At 38.2% G+C, this 18745-nt stretch carries 23 protein-coding genes and 1 other annotated feature; all 23 genes read right to left on the bottom strand.

The window, feature by feature from the left end; all coding sequences use genetic code 11:
- Positions 1-3: 3 nt before the first annotated feature.
- On the bottom strand, positions 4-1143 hold the full coding sequence (tgt, locus tag D1B32_RS08385; protein ID WP_095307163.1) for a tRNA guanosine(34) transglycosylase Tgt: 1140 nt from the start codon (positions 1141-1143) through the stop codon (positions 4-6).
- 16 nt (positions 1144-1159) lie between these two features.
- Positions 1160-2188: a tRNA preQ1(34) S-adenosylmethionine ribosyltransferase-isomerase QueA gene (gene queA / locus D1B32_RS08380; protein ID WP_095307165.1), complete on the bottom strand. Its 1029-nt coding sequence runs from the start codon at positions 2186-2188 to the stop codon at positions 1160-1162.
- 21 nt (positions 2189-2209) lie between these two features.
- The gene (locus D1B32_RS08375; RefSeq protein WP_168927290.1) at positions 2210-2410 is read right to left on the bottom strand and encodes a DUF2905 domain-containing protein; all 201 of its coding nucleotides are present in this window, start codon (positions 2408-2410) and stop codon (positions 2210-2212) included.
- A complete protein-coding gene (gene ruvB, locus D1B32_RS08370; RefSeq protein ID WP_095307167.1) occupies positions 2407-3408 on the bottom strand; it encodes a Holliday junction branch migration DNA helicase RuvB in 1002 nt (333 codons plus the stop codon). Before ruvB ends, D1B32_RS08375 begins: the two co-directional genes overlap by 4 nt.
- Positions 3409-3425: 17 nt before the next feature.
- On the bottom strand, positions 3426-4031 hold the full coding sequence (ruvA, locus tag D1B32_RS08365) for a Holliday junction branch migration protein RuvA (RefSeq protein ID WP_095307168.1): 606 nt from the start codon (positions 4029-4031) through the stop codon (positions 3426-3428).
- Between the two features lie 161 nt (positions 4032-4192).
- Positions 4193-4924: a YebC/PmpR family DNA-binding transcriptional regulator gene (locus tag D1B32_RS08360; protein WP_095307169.1), complete on the bottom strand. Its 732-nt coding sequence runs from the start codon at positions 4922-4924 to the stop codon at positions 4193-4195.
- Positions 4925-5039: 115 nt separating this feature from the next.
- The gene (locus D1B32_RS08355) at positions 5040-5597 is read right to left on the bottom strand and encodes a YhcN/YlaJ family sporulation lipoprotein (protein ID WP_095307170.1); all 558 of its coding nucleotides are present in this window, start codon (positions 5595-5597) and stop codon (positions 5040-5042) included.
- Between the two features lie 67 nt (positions 5598-5664).
- Positions 5665-6405 (bottom strand): NAD(+) synthase, encoded by a 741-nt coding sequence (gene nadE, locus D1B32_RS08350; RefSeq protein WP_118889092.1) that lies wholly within the window; start codon positions 6403-6405, stop codon positions 5665-5667.
- Between the two features lie 176 nt (positions 6406-6581).
- Positions 6582-7529, bottom strand: coding sequence for a SafA/ExsA family spore coat assembly protein (gene safA, locus D1B32_RS24435; RefSeq protein WP_118889091.1), 948 nt, complete (start codon positions 7527-7529; stop codon positions 6582-6584).
- Between the two features lie 237 nt (positions 7530-7766).
- A complete protein-coding gene (gene pheA / locus D1B32_RS08340; protein WP_095307174.1) occupies positions 7767-8618 on the bottom strand; it encodes a prephenate dehydratase in 852 nt (283 codons plus the stop codon).
- A gap of 33 nt (positions 8619-8651) precedes the next feature.
- Positions 8652-9932, bottom strand: a complete 1281-nt coding sequence (obgE, locus tag D1B32_RS08335) for a GTPase ObgE (RefSeq protein ID WP_095307175.1) — start codon at positions 9930-9932, stop codon at positions 8652-8654.
- 17 nt (positions 9933-9949) lie between these two features.
- Positions 9950-10486, bottom strand: coding sequence for a Spo0B domain-containing protein (locus D1B32_RS08330; protein WP_118889090.1), 537 nt, complete (start codon positions 10484-10486; stop codon positions 9950-9952).
- Between the two features lie 216 nt (positions 10487-10702).
- Entirely contained in the window at positions 10703-10993 is a 291-nt protein-coding gene (gene rpmA / locus D1B32_RS08325) for a 50S ribosomal protein L27 (protein WP_095307178.1), read from the bottom strand.
- A gap of 13 nt (positions 10994-11006) precedes the next feature.
- Entirely contained in the window at positions 11007-11336 is a 330-nt protein-coding gene (locus D1B32_RS08320) for a ribosomal-processing cysteine protease Prp (RefSeq protein WP_118889089.1), read from the bottom strand.
- A gap of 11 nt (positions 11337-11347) precedes the next feature.
- Positions 11348-11656: a 50S ribosomal protein L21 gene (gene rplU / locus D1B32_RS08315; protein WP_095307180.1), complete on the bottom strand. Its 309-nt coding sequence runs from the start codon at positions 11654-11656 to the stop codon at positions 11348-11350.
- Positions 11657-11669: 13 nt separating this feature from the next.
- Positions 11670-11740: a sequence feature (ribosomal protein L21 leader region), on the bottom strand.
- 177 nt (positions 11741-11917) lie between these two features.
- Complete coding sequence (locus tag D1B32_RS08310; protein ID WP_095307181.1) at positions 11918-12778, bottom strand: M50 family metallopeptidase; 861 nt, start codon at positions 12776-12778, stop codon at positions 11918-11920.
- Positions 12765-13535: a M23 family metallopeptidase gene (locus D1B32_RS08305; RefSeq protein ID WP_095307183.1), complete on the bottom strand. Its 771-nt coding sequence runs from the start codon at positions 13533-13535 to the stop codon at positions 12765-12767. Before D1B32_RS08305 ends, D1B32_RS08310 begins: the two co-directional genes overlap by 14 nt.
- Positions 13536-13698: 163 nt before the next feature.
- A complete protein-coding gene (gene minD / locus D1B32_RS08300; RefSeq protein WP_095307184.1) occupies positions 13699-14499 on the bottom strand; it encodes a septum site-determining protein MinD in 801 nt (266 codons plus the stop codon).
- Positions 14492-15178, bottom strand: a complete 687-nt coding sequence (minC, locus tag D1B32_RS08295) for a septum site-determining protein MinC (RefSeq protein ID WP_095307185.1) — start codon at positions 15176-15178, stop codon at positions 14492-14494. The genes minD and minC overlap by 8 nt, the downstream gene beginning before the upstream one ends.
- Before the next feature lie 70 nt (positions 15179-15248).
- Positions 15249-15788, bottom strand: a complete 540-nt coding sequence (mreD, locus tag D1B32_RS08290; protein WP_187393142.1) for a rod shape-determining protein MreD — start codon at positions 15786-15788, stop codon at positions 15249-15251.
- Positions 15788-16669, bottom strand: coding sequence for a rod shape-determining protein MreC (gene mreC, locus D1B32_RS08285; protein WP_118889088.1), 882 nt, complete (start codon positions 16667-16669; stop codon positions 15788-15790). Before mreC ends, mreD begins: the two co-directional genes overlap by 1 nt.
- Before the next feature lie 16 nt (positions 16670-16685).
- Positions 16686-17723 carry a rod shape-determining protein gene (locus D1B32_RS08280; protein WP_095307189.1) on the bottom strand — a complete coding sequence of 346 codons (1038 nt, stop codon included), beginning with the start codon at positions 17721-17723 and terminating at the stop codon, positions 16686-16688.
- A gap of 224 nt (positions 17724-17947) precedes the next feature.
- Positions 17948-18631 carry a RadC family protein gene (radC, locus tag D1B32_RS08275; protein WP_095307212.1) on the bottom strand — a complete coding sequence of 228 codons (684 nt, stop codon included), beginning with the start codon at positions 18629-18631 and terminating at the stop codon, positions 17948-17950.
- Positions 18632-18745: the final 114 nt, after the last annotated feature.

Here is an 18745-nt window from a genome sequence, read left to right as displayed (position 1 = left end):
GCATTAAAAGTTCTTTGCATTCGGTTTATTTAAACCATATTGCTCAAAGAAGGACTCCTTGAAGTCTCCAAGACGATCTTCTTTTATAGCAGCTCGAACTTGCTCCATTAATTTTAACAGAAAATGCAGGTTATGATAAGTCGTAAGTCTGAATCCGAACGTTTCATTGCATTTTATTAAATGACGGATATATGCACGTGTATAATTTTTACATACATGACAATCACAATTTTCATCAATTGGACCAAAATCGCGTGCATATTTCGCATTCCGAACAACTAATCGCCCATTTGAAGTCATGCATGTACCATTTCGTGCAATTCGGGTTGGCAGCACACAGTCAAACATATCAATTCCACGAATTGCTCCATCAATCAATGAGTCTGGTGAACCTACCCCCATCAAGTAACGTGGTTTATTTGCAGGCATTAATGGTGTCGTTGATTCGAGCACGCGGTTCATAATATCCTTTGGCTCACCTACAGATAAACCACCGATCGCATAACCAGGGAAATCTAACGATACTAGGTCCTGAGCACTTTGCTTTCGGAGATCCTCATATTCGCCACCTTGAATAATGCCGAATAAGCCTTGTACATCTTTTCGCTCATGCGCTTCTAGGCAACGCTCTGCCCAGCGAGATGTCCGCTCAACAGAAGCTTTCATATATTCATGAGAAGCTGGATATGGTGGACACTCATCAAATGCCATCATAATATCAGACCCAAGTGCGTTTTGGATCTGCATTGCCTTTTCTGGAGATAAAAAGAGCTTGTCCCCATTTAAATGACTTCGGAAGTGGACACCCTCTTCCGTGATTTCACGCATATCACTCAAACTAAACACTTGGAAACCACCGGAATCCGTTAAAATCGCTCCATCCCAGTTCATGAATTTATGAAGTCCACCTGCTTCACGGATAATATCTTCCCCAGGCCGTAACCATAGATGGTATGTGTTTGACAAGATAATATTCGCATTCATTTGCTGCAACTCTTCAGGGCTCATTGTTTTTACTGTTGCAAGTGTTCCTACCGGCATAAATGTTGGTGTATCAAATGAACCATGTGGGGTATGAACTCGACCAAGCCGAGCACCTGTCTGTTTATCTGTTTTAATTAATTCATATGTTATTGGTGTCATTTTATTCTTACCTCTTTTATAAAATTAACATCGCATCTCCAAAGCTGAAGAATCGATATTGCTCTCTAACCGCTTCTCGATAAGCATGTAAAACTGTTTCCCTATCTGCAAGTGCACTAACTAACATAATTAATGTTGACTTTGGAAGATGGAAATTTGTTATTAATCCATCGATTGCTTTAAATTGATAAGGTGGATAAATAAAGATATCTGTCCAACCACTGCTTGCTACAAACTTGCCGTCATTGTCCCTGGCGATTGTCTCTAACGTTCTTGTTGATGTAGTACCCACAGATATGATTCGACCGCCATTTGCTTTTATTTCATTCAATGTTGCAGCTGTTTCTTCTGTCATCTGATAGAATTCAGAATGCATCTCGTGTTCATCAATATCATCGACGCTAACAGGTCTGAACGTACCTAAACCAACATGTAACGTGATAAAAGCGATGTTTACACCAAGCTCTTTAATTTCTTCTAAAAGCTCGGTTGTAAAATGAAGCCCTGCCGTCGGTGCTGCAGCTGATCCTTCTTCCTTTGCATAAACAGTTTGATAACGTTCTTTTTCTGGAAGCTGTTCTTTAATATAAGGCGGAAGCGGCATTTCACCAAGCTCATCGAGCACTTCATAAAAAATACCATCATAAGAAAATTTCATTTCTCTTCCACCATGCTCTTTTAATCCAGTACAGGTCGCTTTCAGCTTTCCATCACCAAAGATTAACTCTGTGCCTACTTTCACCTTTTTAGCTGGCTTGGTAAGTACTTCCCATGTATCCTGTGCTTCTTGATGCAATAAAAGGACCTCAATATTAGCACCCGTATCTTTTTTAACACCATATAGCCTTGCAGGCAGTACGCGAGTATCATTTAGTACGAGGCAATCCCCTTTTTTAAAATAATTTTTGATATCTGCAAAATGCTGATGTGTTATTTCCTTCGTCGCCGGATTCAACACAAGCAATCGGGATGCCGTACGATCCTTCAACGGTGTTTGTGCGATTAACGATTCAGGTAAATCAAAATCAAAGTCTTCAATATTCATAATGAAACTCCTTACTGTATCTTAACGGAATCGACCGAAGATGAAAAATATAATGGATAAAATAATACTAATCACGATTGATGTCACAATCGGAAAGTACATCGTAAAATTCCCTTTTTTAATTACGATGTCCCCCGGTAATTTCCCAATAAACGTCCAGACTAACCCGATAATGACAAATAAAATACCGATTACGATAAAAAGCTTACCCAATTTTATCATTCCTCATGCTTTGTTATGCCAAAATGCTGGTATGCTTTAGCCGTTACAATTCTTCCTCTTGGTGTTCGTTGAATAAATCCAATTTGCAGTAAATATGGTTCGTAGACATCCTCAATCGTTTGTGGTTCTTCACCAATCGTTGCAGCAATTGTATCTAATCCAACTGGCCCACCTTGGAACCCATCAATTATACCTTTTAATAACTTATGATCAATATGATCAAGTCCGGCATCATCTACTTGAAGCATGCCTAGTGCCTGATCTGTTGTTTCAAGCGAAATTTCCTCTTCCCCTTTTACTTGGGAAATATCTCGTATTCGCTTTAGCAATCTGTTTGCAATTCGCGGTGTGCCCCTTGATCTCCGTGCAACCTCGATTGCACCTTCCTTTGTTATGGTTGTATGGAAAATTTCAGCTGTTCGTTCCACAATCGCGCATAAATCTTTTGCTTCATAGAATTCCAGCCTGCTTAACACACCAAAACGATCACGGAGTGGTGCTGTCAGCAATCCTGCTCGTGTTGTCGCTCCGACAAGTGTAAATGGTGGTAAATCAATTTTAACCGATCGTGCGCTAGGTCCGGTTCCAATTACGATATCAAGAAAGAAATCCTCCATTGCAGAGTACAATACTTCTTCCACCGAACGTGGCAGGCGATGCACCTCATCAATAAATAAAACATCGCCAGGCTCAAGGGAAGACAAGATTGCTGCTAAATCTCCCGCCCGTTCGATCGCTGGTCCTGATGTCGATCGAAAATTAACCCCCATCTCATTTGCAATAATTGCTGCAAGGGTAGTTTTTCCAAGACCAGGAGGTCCATATAACAATACATGATCAAGTGGTTCATTCCGCATTTTTGCAGCTTGAATAAAAATGCTCAGATTCTCTTTTACTTTATCTTGTCCAATATATTGCTTTAAACTTTCAGGACGAAGACTCAATTCAATCGACGTATCATCTTCTTGTAATTCACCAGTTACCATCCGATCCTCCATCTTCCGTCCCACCTTTCCTAATTTCTAACAAGTAACCCTAGTGCTTTTCGAATAATTTCATCTGTATTGGAGATATTTTCTTTTCTTAGCAATGGAATTACAGCTTTTAATTCTCGGTCTGTATAGCCTAGCGCTTGCAATGCTTCTTCTGCTTCCTTGTAGACTGCAGCATTCGAGTCTGCTGAAGCTGTAACTTGTTCAATCTCAACTTGAATCGAGAATACGGAAGTTAGTTTTCCTTTCAAATCGAGAATCATTTGACGGGCTGTTTTTTTTCCGACCCCAGGAAAGCTTGTCAAAAATTTGTCGTCTTCCCTTTCAACAGCAGCTACAAATTCAGAAATATCGACACCTGCAAGAATCGCTAAGGCACCCTTTGGGCCAATACCAGAGACCGATATAAGTTTAATAAACAAATATTTTTCATCTTCATTTTTAAATCCATATAAGATTTGACTATCTTCACGGACATGATGGTATGTATGTATAAGTAATTCTTTGTTTAATGCAGATTGAAATGCAAATGGATTGGCACAAATTATTTCATAACCTATCCCATGTACATCAACGACAACCGACTCATTTAAAACAGACACAAGCTGCCCCTTAATATACGCTATCATATAATCATTCCTTCACTTATTTTAACATAAAAGTTCATTCATTGGAGAGGTTACCTTCTTACTTATCGAATGTTGTCACCCTATGACTTAAGGTCATAAGCAGAATTCATAACACAAAGATAAACTTCTATTCCTAATCGAAATAGAAGTTTATCACAGATTTAATCGGACGTTTCCAAATTGTGATGGATATCCTGAACGTCCTCACTCTCTTCTAATGTATCAAGAAGTGTCATCATCTTTTCTTCATCTTCAGTTGAAAGCTTGTTATAATTTTGTGGAATTAACGTTACCTCACTATCCGCAATTTCATAACCATTTTGCATAAGGTGATCGACCACTTCTTGGTATTCATCTGGTGTAGTATAAATCTCAAATGCATCCTCATGGGATTCGATATCTTCTGCGCCCGCTTCAAGTACAGCTAAAGTTAATTCATCTTCTTCGATGGAACCGTCTGTGTTAGAAATAACAATGTAGCCTTTTCGGTCGAACATAAAGGCTACACTTCCACTTTCACCTAAGTTCCCGCCATTCTTTTTAAACGCATGCCTCACTTCTGCAGCTGTACGGTTTTTATTGTCCGTCAATACATGAACAATAACAGCTACACCACCCGGACCATAACCCTCATACGTAATTTCTTCATAATTTGCTCCATCAAGTGTTCCCGTAGCCTTTTTAATATTACGCTCAATATTATCATTCGGCATATTATCAGCTTTCGCTTTTTCAACTGCCATTCGAAGCCCGGCATTTGTATCCAAGTCTGATCCACCTTGTTTTGCCGCTATATAAATATCTTTAGCATGACGCATAAAGATTTTTCCTTTTTTTGCATCCTGTGCATTTTTTCTTTTCTGTATATTTTTCCATTTAGAATGACCAGCCACTCGGATATTCTCCTCTCTAGAAATTCTTTCCTTACTATATCAAAAAAAGCAGTGCAGGAAAAGAATAAACCATATAGAGGATATTTCAAGGTTAGTATATAGGTCGGTTCATTAGTTAGTCTTTTAATTGAAAAAGGTCTTCAATAAACGTTTCTAGATCATCTCCATTATTCTTCGCCCGTAATCTTGCGTCCAGGTTTTTCATACGGTCCCATTCAATATCATCAGTATATACAATAACTTGCTTGTCAGTATTTGGTATAATTTCTCTAACCTCTTGTTTGATATTTTGTGTAACATCATGGTTAAAGTGTTCGCGAAGTATGACGGCAACCACAATACGATCTTCTGTCGATGCAACCTGTGCTTGTATAATATCCTTTTGTTTGCTTAACTCTTCTGTTATACGAGCTGACTCTTCGTTCGTAAAGGCATCCGAGTAATGAGTAAAGTCAGAGGCGTTAACACCCTCCTGCTTACTTTGTGGATATCCACCCCGCTCGCCAATGGATGGCTGTTTGGATTCATAACGATTATTTGCATCCGTCTTAGGCTCAAAATGGATTGGTTGAACGACGTCATCCTTTCGCTGCTCAGATGTTTCATTTTCTGCATTACAGCCGATGAGAAGCATAAACAGCAGAATGAAGCATATCGATTTTCTTCTATTCATAAACATAGACCTCCTTACAGGTAGTTTGTATAATGGAGGTCTATTTACACAGTTAAATTAAGGAAAACTAGTTTCGATTATATTTCGGTAAGCTTGTACGTTTATGTTCACTTCGCTCGTGCATTCTTTCAATTGTTGCTTTATCTTCAGCCGAGATTTCTTCACCTTTCAAATAAGCGTCGATGACATCGTAAGCGACTCCCATTTCCTTCTCATCTGTCTGATTTTCCCATAAATCAGCACTTGGCTTCTTTGTAACCACTTGTTCAGGAACACCAAGAAATGCAGCTATTTCTCTAACTTCTGTTTTTGTAAAATCAACGATCGGCAGTATATCTACGCCACCATCACCATACTTTGTAAAGTAACCAGTATACCATTCCGCTGCATTATCAGTACCTACAACTAAATAATTATAGTTAGTAGCAATGGTATATAATGTACTCATACGAAGTCTTGCTCTGAGGTTTGCACCCGCAAGCTGATCATTCGCTTTATTGAACTGTCCCTTTTCTTTAAGACGGTTCTGAATTTGCTCGTACATTACGTGATGTGTATCCGTTAAATCAACGATTAGTGAATCAATGGATGCTTGTTCAATAACATCTCGCGCATCATAAAGATTTGAATCTGATGTATAAATTGGCATCATTACACCAAGAGAGTTATCTGGACAAGCGCGCTTAATTAAATTCGCAACCACAGCTGAATCAAGCCCGCCACTTACTCCCACAAGTAATCCGTCTACTTGAGCCTGTTTTACTTGCTCCTGTAACCACTTAACAATTTTATTTACTTCATTTTCCATGCTAATCTCTCCTTGCAAATTGCCTGTTTATCATTTATTTTATCACTAATTTAACTTTTTTCAATTTAAAGGATGCTGTTCCATGAAGACAAATGAGCATTCAAAATACTGCAGCAAAAAAGACGCAAAATAAAAGAGACGAACTGCATTCGTCTCGTTAGAAAATATAATTATGATTATTCACTTTCATGGTTATTATTTGTTGAATTAAACTGCGGGAACATTGGTGGTTTCGGGTAAGTAATACCATCTGTCTTCTGTCTCTCAAATTGTGGTGGATACGTTTGGCCAGTCGTTAACGGTTGGATTGGCTTAAAACGTTCTTCTCCAGAAATGTCAGCTGTATTTGCTGGATAGTAATCCACCAACTCCCTTGATCCACATCCGCAATCTGACATATCAGCTGCATACTGTCCACCTTGATGAGGAGGCATAAATTGAGGTGCCATAAACCCTCCATGAGGATGTGCCCCGTGATGATGATGATGACAAGGTGAAGGCGGACAAGGATGGATAAAAATCGGGATCATTGGAGGGCAACACGGTTGAATGGGATGATGATACATTGGCATTTGATAATGCATTGGTTCCATCATGGGCTGATGCATCGGCTCCATAACTGGTTTCTGTTCAGGAATCGGTTGCTTTACTTCTTTTTTAACCTCCTTCTTTATTTCCTGTTTAGGTGGTTTCATTTCTTGCTTTGGTTTAATCTCCTGCTTTGGTTTTCCTTCAGGTGCTTTCATGGGATAAGGCATCTGCTGAAAGTTTATTGTCGTATATTGATTTATATCCTGATCCATAATTGGCATTTGCGGCAGTGATGGAACAGGCATTTCTGGTTTTACAACTTGGTGCAATTTCGTATCGTCTTCTTTAATTACTGGCATTGGCTTTGGTGACATGTCGACATACGGCTGCTTAACTTCTTCTTTTTTGACTTGCTTTACTGTTTCTTTTTTTACAGATTTGGCATCTCCTGGAATTTTTATTTTCATTCCTGGCATAATCATATCTGGACTTGATAACTGTGAGTTCATTGCTTTTAACTCTTCAAAATCAACGCCATACTTTTTGGAGAGTTCCCACAAAGTGTCTCCTTTTTGTACAATGTGTATTTTCAAAATGAACCATACTCCTTTCATTGCTTTAGAATCTGGGCTAATTACTCTATATCAGCATATGCACTACTTGAATAAAAGTTGCCCATGAATTATGACAGTCTTTTGCAGGAAATCATTTAAATAAGTAAGCTATTTTTACAAAAGAGATAGAAAAGCGATTCCCTAAAATTAAATCAATCAAGGTCATTCTGTAAAATAAAACACTAAAAAAGCCAGGCTTTTCGACCTGACTTTTTTCTAAATATTCATATGGTAAACTGGATATGTACCGAGAATGGTTACTTCACAACCTAATGCTTCCAATTCTGCCTTCACACCTGGGAATAGTACATTATCGTACGGTTGGTCAACATCTATAATAAAGAAATAATTTCCAAGTCCTGTTTTCGTTGGACGTGATTCGATTTTTGATAGATTCATTTTACGCCAAGAAAATGCAGATAGTATTTGATGTAACGCTCCCGGCTTATCACTTGGTAATCCAATTAGTAAGCTTGTGCGCTCCAAATGGGCTTCATGCTTAATTTGCACCAAATCTCTGTCCTTTGTAAGCACTAAAAAGCGCGTGTGATTATTTGGATAATCATGTATGTTAGCCTTATATATTTGTAAGCCATACTCACTAGCGGCAAGCTTATTTCCTATTGCAGCGATCGGTTCGTTTTGCTCGCTTACAATCTCAGCTGCTTTCCCTGTAGAAGTTGAGAAAACAGTGCTGGCATGTGGCAAATTTTGATGTAAAAATTGATGGCACTGCGCTATCGCATGACTATGCGAATGCACTTCTTGAATATCCGATAGTTTTCCATTAAAATCTTTTCGTACTAACAAATGCTGTTGAATTGGTACAACGATTTCAGCAACCACTGGAAGCCTTACCTGATGAATTAAATAATCAACCGTAATCTGCACTGTTCCCTCTATCGCATTTTCCAGGGGAACAACACCAATATCAATGGCGCCATTATCGACAGCATCAATACATTCCGGTATCGTTTGAAAGCTTTGCTTCACTTCATCGCCAAAAGCAGTATCAACTGCTAATTTTGTAAATGTCCCTTTTGGTCCTAAATAGCCTATCTCCGTCAAAAACAGTTCCTCCCCCTAAAAGCAAAACTATGCTTATTCAATGAATTCAAATTCAAAATCTAATAAGCGAATCGTATCGCCATCTTTTGCACCTTTTTCCCTTAATGCCTTGTCTACACCCATGCCACGCAGTTGTCTTGCAAAGCGTTGTGTAGCTTCATCTCGCTGAAAATCTGTCATTTTAAATAGCTTTTCAATTTTATTTCCGTAAAGTACAAAGGCACCGTCTGGATCTCTTGTAATATGGAATGGTTCTTCTTCTTTCTGATAACGGTAAACAACCGTTTCATCGATATCCTCTATTTCTGTCTTATTTTTAGGTATCGTTTCCAAGAGGTCAGCGATTGCAAATAGAATGTCTCTTAATCCTTCTCTTGTCAATGCCGAAATTTCATAAATAGGTAAACCTTCCCCTAATTGTTCTTTAAATCTCTCTAGATTTTCTGTTGCTCCAGGCATGTCCATTTTGTTAGCCGCAATAAGCTGCGGTCGTTTTGATAAGTTCGCGTCATACGCTTCTAATTCTTGATTAATCTTCAAATAGTCATCATATGGGTCTCTGCCTTCAATACTTGCCATATCAATAACATGAACAATTACACGTGTTCGTTCCACATGCCTAAGGAACTGATGGCCAAGGCCAACGCCAACCGATGCACCTTCAATTAACCCTGGAAGATCCGCTAAAACAAAGCTTCGCTGATCACCTGTGTCAACAACACCTAGGTTTGGTGACAGTGTTGTGAAATGATAATCCGCAATTTTAGGTTTAGCTGCACTTACTACTGACAAGAAGGTAGATTTTCCAACACTTGGAAACCCAACGAGTCCAACGTCCGCAATTAGCTTTAACTCCACTTTAATGTTTCTTTCCTGTCCTGGCTCTCCGTTTTCAGCCATATCTGGCGCTGGGTTTCTCGGTGTTGCAAAACGCGTGTTCCCACGTCCGCCTCTCCCACCACGAACGATGACAGCTTGCTGGTTATGCACCGTTAAGTCAGCAATTACTTCCTCAGTATCTTCATCAAGAACTGTCGTGCCTGGGGGAACAGGTAGAATTAGAGGCGCAGCATTTTTGCCATGCTGTGTCTTACTCATTCCATTTTCTCCGCGCTTTCCTTTAAAGTGGCGGTTATATCTAAAGTCCATTAACGTGTTAAGCCCTTCATCCACTTTAAATATAATATCTGCACCGTTACCGCCATCGCCGCCGGCAGGACCGCCCATCGGTACATATTTCTCTCTTCGATAAGCTACAAGACCATTACCACCGTCTCCAGCTTTCACGTATACACTGACTTGATCTACAAACATTGTGATTCACCTCATTATTACTGCGAAATAATTAAACCAAAGCATAGTCCAACCATCGTTTTAGCAATCACTATTTCCGCAGCTCCATCTCTTTGCATTTTCTTGATGCTTTCCATTAATTGTTCTGCTTCATCCGTTTCGCAAGGGATTGAAAGCATTATTTTCATGCTTGTATCCGAGCTTTCTTCTATGACTAGAGTAACCTCATAAAGCTCTTCTGGATTAAGAATATCCACACATCGTTCCATAAAATCCTGAAACTGTTTTACAAGTATAGAATCCGATACATGCAGGTTTTTATACTCCGAATGAACTTTATATGTTAGCCGTAAATTTTCATAACGCACATTAAATTGGATAATCCAAATCATAAATTCTGGCATATTCAAACTCATTAGTTTCCGTTCTTCATTGTAATAATCTACAATTTCGCCAAGTTTCTTCTCAGCTTTCTCTATGTTTCTCATCCCAACATATCCTTGGACAATTTGCAAATGATTCATTAAATCATGACGATAATGCTGTAAGATTTGTACAACCCGCTCCCCCATCATGCTCTCCCCCCATTATTATGAAAGTATAGCAGAAATAAACCAAAAGCGGAAGCAAGCCAATAAAGCTTCCACCTATTTCTTTTCAGAAGAAAAATTGCAGTCCAAAAATTTTTAGTATATTTTACGCAACATAGCATTGGTGAGATAAAGATGTTAGATATTATCGATAAACAAAAACTCCAGCCAAAATGATTGACTGGAGTTTGATGAATTTCATTAAGCTTCTTGAGCAACCGGATATACACTTACTTTTTTGCGGTCTCTACCATAGCGTTCGAATTTAACAACGCCATCGACTTTAGCAAAAAGTGTGTCGTCACCACCACGGCCAACGTTTTCACCTGGGTAGATTTTTGTACCGCGTTGACGGTATAAAATTGAACCACCAGTTACAAACTGACCATCTGCACGTTTTGCGCCAAGTCGTTTAGATTCAGAATCACGACCGTTTTTCGTACTACCTGCACCTTTTTTCGTTGCGAAAAATTGTAAATCTAGACGGATCATGGACTGCACCTCCTTACTTGTTCTCGATTTTTATAAATTGACTATATTCAAGTTCAATCGATTTCAGTGAAATAAGCATTCCCTTGAATAAGAGCTGGACTTTTTCCATTTGTTCAAATGGTAGCCTTTTCGGTAATGTTACGTGTAAGTAACCACCTTCTGCTCCTTGTTCAATTTCCAGATTTGTATCACATAATTCCATTACTGCATTTACTGCACCAATTGATACAGCAGATACACCTGCACATACAAGATCATAACCATATGGACCACTCTCCGCATGACCAGATAATTCAAAAGCAGTAATTTGCTTGTCTGTTTGAAATACAGTAACATGAATCATATTCAAAACCCTTATGCGTTAATTTTTTCGATTACTAGTTTCGTATAAGGCTGACGATGACCTTGTTTACGATGATAGTTTTTTCTGCGTTTGTATTTATAAACAATAACCTTCTTTTGACGGCCTTGTTTTTCAACTTTAGCAGTAACTGTTGCACCTTCAACGAATGGAGCACCAACTTTAACATCATCTCCACCAACGAAAAGAACCTTATCAAACGTAACAGTCTCATTTGCATCAGCTGCAACTTTTTCTACGTAGATTTCTTGTCCTTCTACAACTTTAACTTGTTTTCCACCTGTTTCAATAATTGCGTACATACTTGCACCTCCTTAATAGTCTCAGACTCGCCATACAGGTACTTCAAAAAGTTTAAAACCTGTTCTGCGCGGTTGTAGCACGGGTGCTACGATCAATAACGTATTGATGTTATCATGTATTGACACTGTTTGTCAAGAACTTGCTTATAATTACATACTAAGATTTTAGCATCTTATATTTATGATACAACGCAATTCATAATAACACTATCTTACATCATAAAAAGACTCCAAAGCAAGGAGTCTTCTGTTTCAGAACAATTATTTATATAAAAATGCATCTCCAATGGATTGGTTATATTCTCTTTCATAAAAATAGCTTTGCAAACAATCTGATTCATCAACAGATTTTCGATTATTTTCAGCGTACACAATATAAATCGGATGTTTCTTTTCCCTTCTAAAACGTGAGAATAAGTCAAGAAAGGAGATGTCAGAAGGAACTGTAAGCGGGAGAACTCCTTTAACTGCTGCATCACCTTCATACCGCCTTAATAAAAAGCGCATAAAGACATACGAACGCTGCTTCCAATCACTTCTATTTTCCATAAAAAGAAAGACCCATATAAAAAATACACTTAACGTAAATGGGAAAAATAAAAGTTGAAGTATAAGTACTATTGTAATAAAGACCATTGAAAATATGAGCGTAAATTGGTACGCTTTTTTGTAAGGAAAAAAATATGAAACAGCAAGTAAAAGCAGTTTCCCTCCGTCCAATGGCCATACTGGTATTAAATTAAAAAGAAGGAGTATTGTATTGTAGTATAATATCAATTCTAGTATTGATGCCGGCATAAGCTGAAAGGTCTCGACAAGAAAGCAGAGAAAATAAACGACAAGATGTTGATAAGGACCAGCAAGTGTTACAAACGCCTCCTCCCTCATCGTTTTATTTCCATGCTCTTCCGTGTCCATAACCCCTCCGAATGCCCAAAGTACAATATATCTGATTCGCCACTTCATCATCCTTGCTGCAATATAATGTCCAAGCTCATGGAACAATACTAAAGCAAAGATAATAAATAATTCCAGAAATGTACCTGTCAAAAAAGAAATGACAATAAATATAAATAAGATCGGATGGATATGAATTTTCGGGAGATAGTTAAGGAAGCTCATCAACCTGAATCACCTGGACTGGATCGACATAATCGTTATTTTTTTCAATGGAGAAAAACACCGTCTCATTGTCTGCTTCCGGAGTAAAGCTCCCTATTTGTTGATTACCTGCAATAAATTGATAGAGATGTACATCAATAGAACTAAGATTTCCATAGTTGGTCACAGTTCCATCCGCATGCTGTATTGTTATCGTTTTATTGGTTTCTCTGTCATTCCCTGCAAAAATAACAACACCTTCCTGAATGGAAGTTACATTGGTTGTTTCTTCAGGGGTGATCATAATTCCTGTCCCATTTGTTTGAAATGTTTCCGTAATGTTACCATTTACAGGGAGCGCCATTGACTGATCTTCATTCGTTTCTAAAACTGGTTGTGGTGAAAGAGATAAAGGTCTTCCAAACGTTTCTTTGTACCATACATTTACCTTTGCAAAAGGAAATTCATTCTTCATAACTTGGCTTGTCCATTCTCTAGGCTTCTCCAGTAATGTTGTATCAGTCTGCCACAGCAAGGCTGTTCCAAAGAAAAGCATGGCTGATAATATTCCCTTCATTGCCATACTCGTCACAACACGATTATTACGACTAGACACTTCTTCATGATGAGTGAACATCGAGTAGTAACCATGCTTTTCTTCCTCTCCTGGAATGGATGGAAGTAATTGCTTTGTTGTTCCTCCAGAAGGAAGTCCTCGCATTTTTTTTCGTTGTTCAATCGCCTTGCGAACCTTTTTGATATCTTTATCTTTGTCCATTTTCCTCACATTCCTTCAAAGTCATTTGTACATGTATATGTACATTAGGAATGCAGTATGAACAAAAAAGCTGGAATGAAAATTAATGTTTTCATTCCAGCTTTTATTTCATATTTCGTCAATTAGGTATAATAATTTGCTTCATTTTATGCTGATGGCTCATTTACGCACGCATGCCGAAGAACTTTTTAAAACGCTGAAACACACCTTTTTCATCCTCGAGAGATTGTAAAGGTACGGTCTCACCAAGTATTCTTCTAGCAATGTTACGATAGGCAATAGACGCCTTTGAATTAGGGTTCATTGCAATTGGTTCTCCCTTGTTTGATGCTTTTATCACTTCATCATCATCAATAACCACACCAATCAAATCAATGGATAGCAATTGTACGATATCTTCAATATCAATCATATCCCCGTTCTTCATCATATGGTTTCGAATTCGATTAATAATTAAACGGGGCGATTCACTCATATCCTCTTTTTCTAGTAATCCGACGATTCGATCGGCATCACGTACACTAGATTTCTCAGGAGTTGTTACAACGATTGCTCGATCCGCGCCTGAAACAGCATTTTGAAATCCTTGCTCAATTCCAGCAGGGCAATCGATAATGATATAATCATATTCTTGCTTCAGTTCAGCTACGATTTCTTTCATTCCGCTTGTAGTAACAGCCGTTTTATCACTTGTTTGTGCTGCAGGCAATAATGATAGATAATCAAATCGCTTGTCCTTAATCAATGCTTGTTTAAGCTTACAACGCCCTTCAATTACATCAACGATATCATAAATAATTCGGTTTTCCAGCCCCATAATGACATCTAAATTTCTTAAACCAATATCTGTATCTATTAAACAAACTTTTTTTTCCATTAGTGCCAAAGCGGTTCCGATATTAGCTGATGTCGTTGTCTTACCGACACCACCTTTCCCAGATGTAATAACGATTGCCTCACCCATTATTTATTCTCCTTTCAAATCCGCTTATTTCCTTACGCTTACGGGAAAGAACCTTTAACGAATCAATAATGATCTTATCTTGTTCTTCATCGATAATTCCACACTCCATGTACACACCATCCGATTCATAATCAGGGGCTCGACTTATATAATCAGCGATCCGAAGTTGTGTCGGCTTCATATAAGAAGCCGTTATGAAAGCTTCCCGGTCTCCCATTACACCAGCATGAGCAATTCCATATAAATTGCCCATAATATATATATTACCTGTAGAAACTACCTTTCCACCAGGATTGACATCTCCAACTAATAGGAGGTCTCCCTCAACTTCCAATATTTGACCAGATCTTACAATTCGATTAATGGCTTTTATTTCACTTTCTTCCCGCCATTTTAAAGCATCTTCTCTACTTATTAAATCAGATTCAATCGCAGTAATTTCAAAACGATTATCAACACTTATAATGTTTCTTAATGCTATTTCTTGTTCCTCATTTAAAAGTCGATTGCCTAATTTAACCTTTACAGAAACAATTGGTTCATTTTCCTTTGGCTTGCTTGCCATAATCTTATCTTTTAGTTCTTTTATGACATCATGGAAGGATGCTGATTCATCTATAAATAAACTCAACCCTTCTCTCGTACCTTTAATTAATATTATTTGCTTCTTGTCAAGCACAGCAAGTTCACCTCGTTACAAAATAGCCTGCGGTAGTTTCATATGTAAACACACAGGTAAGTTTTTTCACTCACAGTGTGCTACTTCCAGTTAACTGTTCTCTTCCCCATCTAGCAAGCCGTTTTGCTATGAAAGGATAAACAATTAGTAAAAACACTAAATTTGAAGCGCCTGTTGGCAGAAGACGTCCTGTTAAATAGTTCTCCCAGACCATATCTGTTAATCCTACAACCATGTAAATAACATAAATAGAAAGATCTACTAGAATAAATCCAACGGCTCCGAGTAACAATAAAACATAAAAATTCCCCTGGAGCATTTTCTTAAGGCCATGAATTATATAAATTATTAATGCATACGTAAACATGTAAATACCGAGTATTCCCGTATATACAATATCAATTAATAATCCAAAAAGTAATGCATAGACGACAGAATGATACGTATTATCATTGTCATAGAAAACTGCCATATATACTAGAAACGCAAAAACCCAATGCGGTACCATAAGCATATCGCTCATTATAAGTTCAGATGGCAAGAGATCTAGTGCAACACCCTCTAAAATAGTTAACAGAAAAAGAATGAGAGGAATGTATAGTCGTTTCATCACTCAACTTCCTCCTCATCATTGCTTCCCTCTGCTGACTCCAAAGCACGGTCAACAACGATGACGTGACCTAATTCGTATAAATCAGCAGCTGGCTCAACCATCGCAATACGGGTTAATCCATATTGATCAGATACAACTTCCTTGACTTTCCCAATAGGAAGCCCAGCAGGAAATTCTCCGCCTAGCTCAGAAGAAACAACAAGTTCTCCTTCTTCTAAATTTTTGTCTGACTCTTCAATGATCCGGAACAGCAATGAATTTGTTTCTTCTTCAAATCCTTCAATCATTCCAAAGATATTTTTCTCATCGTCACCTCTAGAGATTGTTGCAGAAATACGATTAAACTGATCAAATCCAGTTAAAAGCTGCACTGTTGAAGTAAATTCGGAAGCACTTTGAATTTTGCCTACCATACCTTCTGCGGTGATAACAACCATATTATTGGCTACACCGTCCTGTCTACCTTTATTGATTGTCACCTGCTCAACCCAACGTTCAGGAGACCTAGAGATAACCGTTGCTTGAATCGGATTATAATCTCTAGCTGAGTCCTCAATTTCCAATAAAGCCATGAGCTCTTCATTTTCCTTTTTGATTTCTTGAACTTCATAAGTCAATGTTTGATATTGTGACAGCTGTTCTTTCAATAATTGATTTTCTTCATATGTGTTTTTAAAATCATTAATATTTGAAACAATATTCGTAATGAATTTGACTGGAGTATGAATCACTTCCTGTGTCCACCCAACCGCATCATTAATAAATTTTACGGGAGTACTTAAATTTTCCCGATTATTTAGTGAATAGCCTATCAAAGCTACCAAAACTATAAAACCAATTAATAGAATAAAAAGTCGTTTATTACGAAAAAATTGCACCTAAGACACCTACTTATTAATTTAAAGGACGAGATGAGACATTTGGGCTAGAGCGGAACTGCTGAATATAGTCCAGTGATTTGCCCGTACCAATTGCCACACTTTCCAAAGGTTCCTCTGTAACAAAAACAGGGATTTTCGTCTCGTCACTTATTACTTGATCTAAATTTTTGAGTAATGCTCCTCCACCAGATAGGACAATGCCACGATCCATTACATCAGCTGCAAGTTCAGGTGGTGTTCGTTCCAGTGTAACTTTTACTGCATCAACAATGGCATCAACTGTATCATCCAAAGCGAGGGAAATTTCTTCCGCTGTTACCGTAACGGTTTTCGGTAAACCTGTCAATAAATCCCGCCCACGAATATCCATTTCAACATCGGGATCTGCTTTACGAGCCATCCCAATATCCATCTTAATCGATTCTGCGGAACGCTCACCAATAAGCAAGCTATATTTTTTACGTATGTGACTTATAATGGACTCGTCCATATTGTCACCTGCAATACGAATTGATTGACTCGTTACAATTCCACCTAGTGAGATGACAGCTACTTCTGCTGTACCCCCACCAATATCAACTATCATACTCCCAGTCGGTTCCCAAACCGGCAACCCTGCTCCAATCGCTGCCGCAAACGGTTCTGAGATTGGAAAAGCGTCTCTTGCCCCCGCCTGTTTTGTAGCATCAATAACTGCACGCTCTTCAACCATCGTAATACCGGATGGTACACAAATCATAACATTCGGCTTTTTTGCAAACATGGAACGATTTTTCATTGCCTTTTTAATATAATATTTCATCATCGCTGCTGTCGTATCGTAATCTGCAATAACACCATCCTTCATCGGGCGTATAACAGAAATATTGCCAGGTGTTCTTCCAATCATGTTCTTTGCTGCACTGCCTACTGCTTCGATCTGGCCAGTTTCTGTATTACGAGCAACAACTGACGGCTCACGCACAACAATACCTTTTCCTTTTACATAAACCAATGTATTAGCTGTACCCAAATCGATTCCAAAGTCCTGTGAAAAACTAAAAATGCCCAATAAAATCTTCCTCTCCGAATCACCTTTCGCTTTACATATGTAGTCTAACTATATCGATTCATCTTATCCGTTGCAACCTATCATCCAATCCACATTAAAAAACTGACATACCTTGCACTCATCTCGTAATCATAAGAAGCGCCACTTTCATTCTAATCTTGAAAAATGGCGCTGCTAGTAAATCCTTCTATAATTATACGAAAAAATCCACAAAATAGATAGTGTTATAAGTAGCCTTTTTCTTTTAATGATACAAATTTTCGATCTCCAATAATTAAATGATCCAAAAGATCGATTCCAATCATTTTTCCTGATTCAACTAATCGTCTTGTTACATGAATGTCTTCTTGAGATGGTTCGGGGTCTCCACTGGGGTGATTATGGGCAACGATAATTGATGCGGCTGATCGTTTAACAGCTTCTCGATAGATCTCACGGGGATGTACAATTGCTGCATTCAGACTCCCTATAAAAATTGTTTGCCTGTGAATAATTTGATTTTTTGTATTCAAAAATAAGGCTACGAAGTGCTCTTGATTTAAACTCCGCATTTCCTCCATAATGTAATCTGCACCGTCCTCTGGTGAACGAATAACATATTTATCAATTGACTTATATGCATGCATTCGTCGACCAAGTTCGATTGCTGATAAAATCAGTAATCCCTTCGCTGTACCAATACCTTTAATTGAAGTTAGTTCCTCAATCGTAGCTCCTCTTAATAGCTTTAACCCTTCAAAATGCATAAGTACACGATTGGCAACTGACATGACGGATTCATCTCTCGTGCCGCTGCCAATAAGAATAGATAGTAATTCTTGATTGGATAGTGGCTCAGCTCCATGACTTAGCAATCGTTCCCGTGGTCGTTCTTCTTTTGGTACATCTTTTATCATAATTTCTTGCATATTCAATATGGCTCCTCCTCTCTTTATGATTAGGATTATCATATCTTCTTCTAGACAAGCCAACAACTTACTAAAAATCTATTTTAATAAGGAAAGCAGCCTACAAAATCTTAT

Origin of the sequence: Oceanobacillus profundus (assembly GCF_003515705.1) — a bacterium.
Taxonomy (GTDB): domain Bacteria; phylum Bacillota; class Bacilli; order Bacillales; family Amphibacillaceae; genus Oceanobacillus; species Oceanobacillus profundus.
The sequence above is the reverse complement of the archived record's forward strand: the minus strand, read 5'-3'. Positions and strand labels throughout refer to the sequence as shown.

Coding starts and splice junctions, on each gene's coding strand:
- tgt (WP_095307163.1), bottom strand. CDS start 1,143: ATGACACCAATAACATATGAATTAATTAAAACAGATAAACAGACAGGT.
- queA (WP_095307165.1), bottom strand. CDS start 2,188: ATGAATATTGAAGACTTTGATTTTGATTTACCTGAATCGTTAATCGCA.
- D1B32_RS08375 (WP_168927290.1), bottom strand. CDS start 2,410: ATGATAAAATTGGGTAAGCTTTTTATCGTAATCGGTATTTTATTTGTC.
- ruvB (WP_095307167.1), bottom strand. CDS start 3,408: ATGGAGGATCGGATGGTAACTGGTGAATTACAAGAAGATGATACGTCG.
- ruvA (WP_095307168.1), bottom strand. CDS start 4,031: ATGATAGCGTATATTAAGGGGCAGCTTGTGTCTGTTTTAAATGAGTCG.
- D1B32_RS08355 (WP_095307170.1), bottom strand. CDS start 5,597: ATGAATAGAAGAAAATCGATATGCTTCATTCTGCTGTTTATGCTTCTC.
- nadE (WP_118889092.1), bottom strand. CDS start 6,405: ATGGAAAATGAAGTAAATAAAATTGTTAAGTGGTTACAGGAGCAAGTA.
- obgE (WP_095307175.1), bottom strand. CDS start 9,932: ATGTTTGTAGATCAAGTCAGTGTATACGTGAAAGCTGGAGACGGTGGT.
- D1B32_RS08330 (WP_118889090.1), bottom strand. CDS start 10,486: ATGATGGGGGAGCGGGTTGTACAAATCTTACAGCATTATCGTCATGAT.
- rpmA (WP_095307178.1), bottom strand. CDS start 10,993: ATGATCCGTCTAGATTTACAATTTTTCGCAACGAAAAAAGGTGCAGGT.
- D1B32_RS08320 (WP_118889089.1), bottom strand. CDS start 11,336: ATGATTCATGTTACTGTATTTCAAACAGACAAGCAAATTACTGCTTTT.
- rplU (WP_095307180.1), bottom strand. CDS start 11,656: ATGTACGCAATTATTGAAACAGGTGGAAAACAAGTTAAAGTTGTAGAA.
- D1B32_RS08310 (WP_095307181.1), bottom strand. CDS start 12,778: ATGAGCTTCCTTAACTATCTCCCGAAAATTCATATCCATCCGATCTTA.
- D1B32_RS08305 (WP_095307183.1), bottom strand. CDS start 13,535: ATGGACAAAGATAAAGATATCAAAAAGGTTCGCAAGGCGATTGAACAA.
- minD (WP_095307184.1), bottom strand. CDS start 14,499: ATGGGTGAGGCAATCGTTATTACATCTGGGAAAGGTGGTGTCGGTAAG.
- mreD (WP_187393142.1), bottom strand. CDS start 15,788: ATGAAACGACTATACATTCCTCTCATTCTTTTTCTGTTAACTATTTTA.
- radC (WP_095307212.1), bottom strand. CDS start 18,631: ATGCAAGAAATTATGATAAAAGATGTACCAAAAGAAGAACGACCACGG.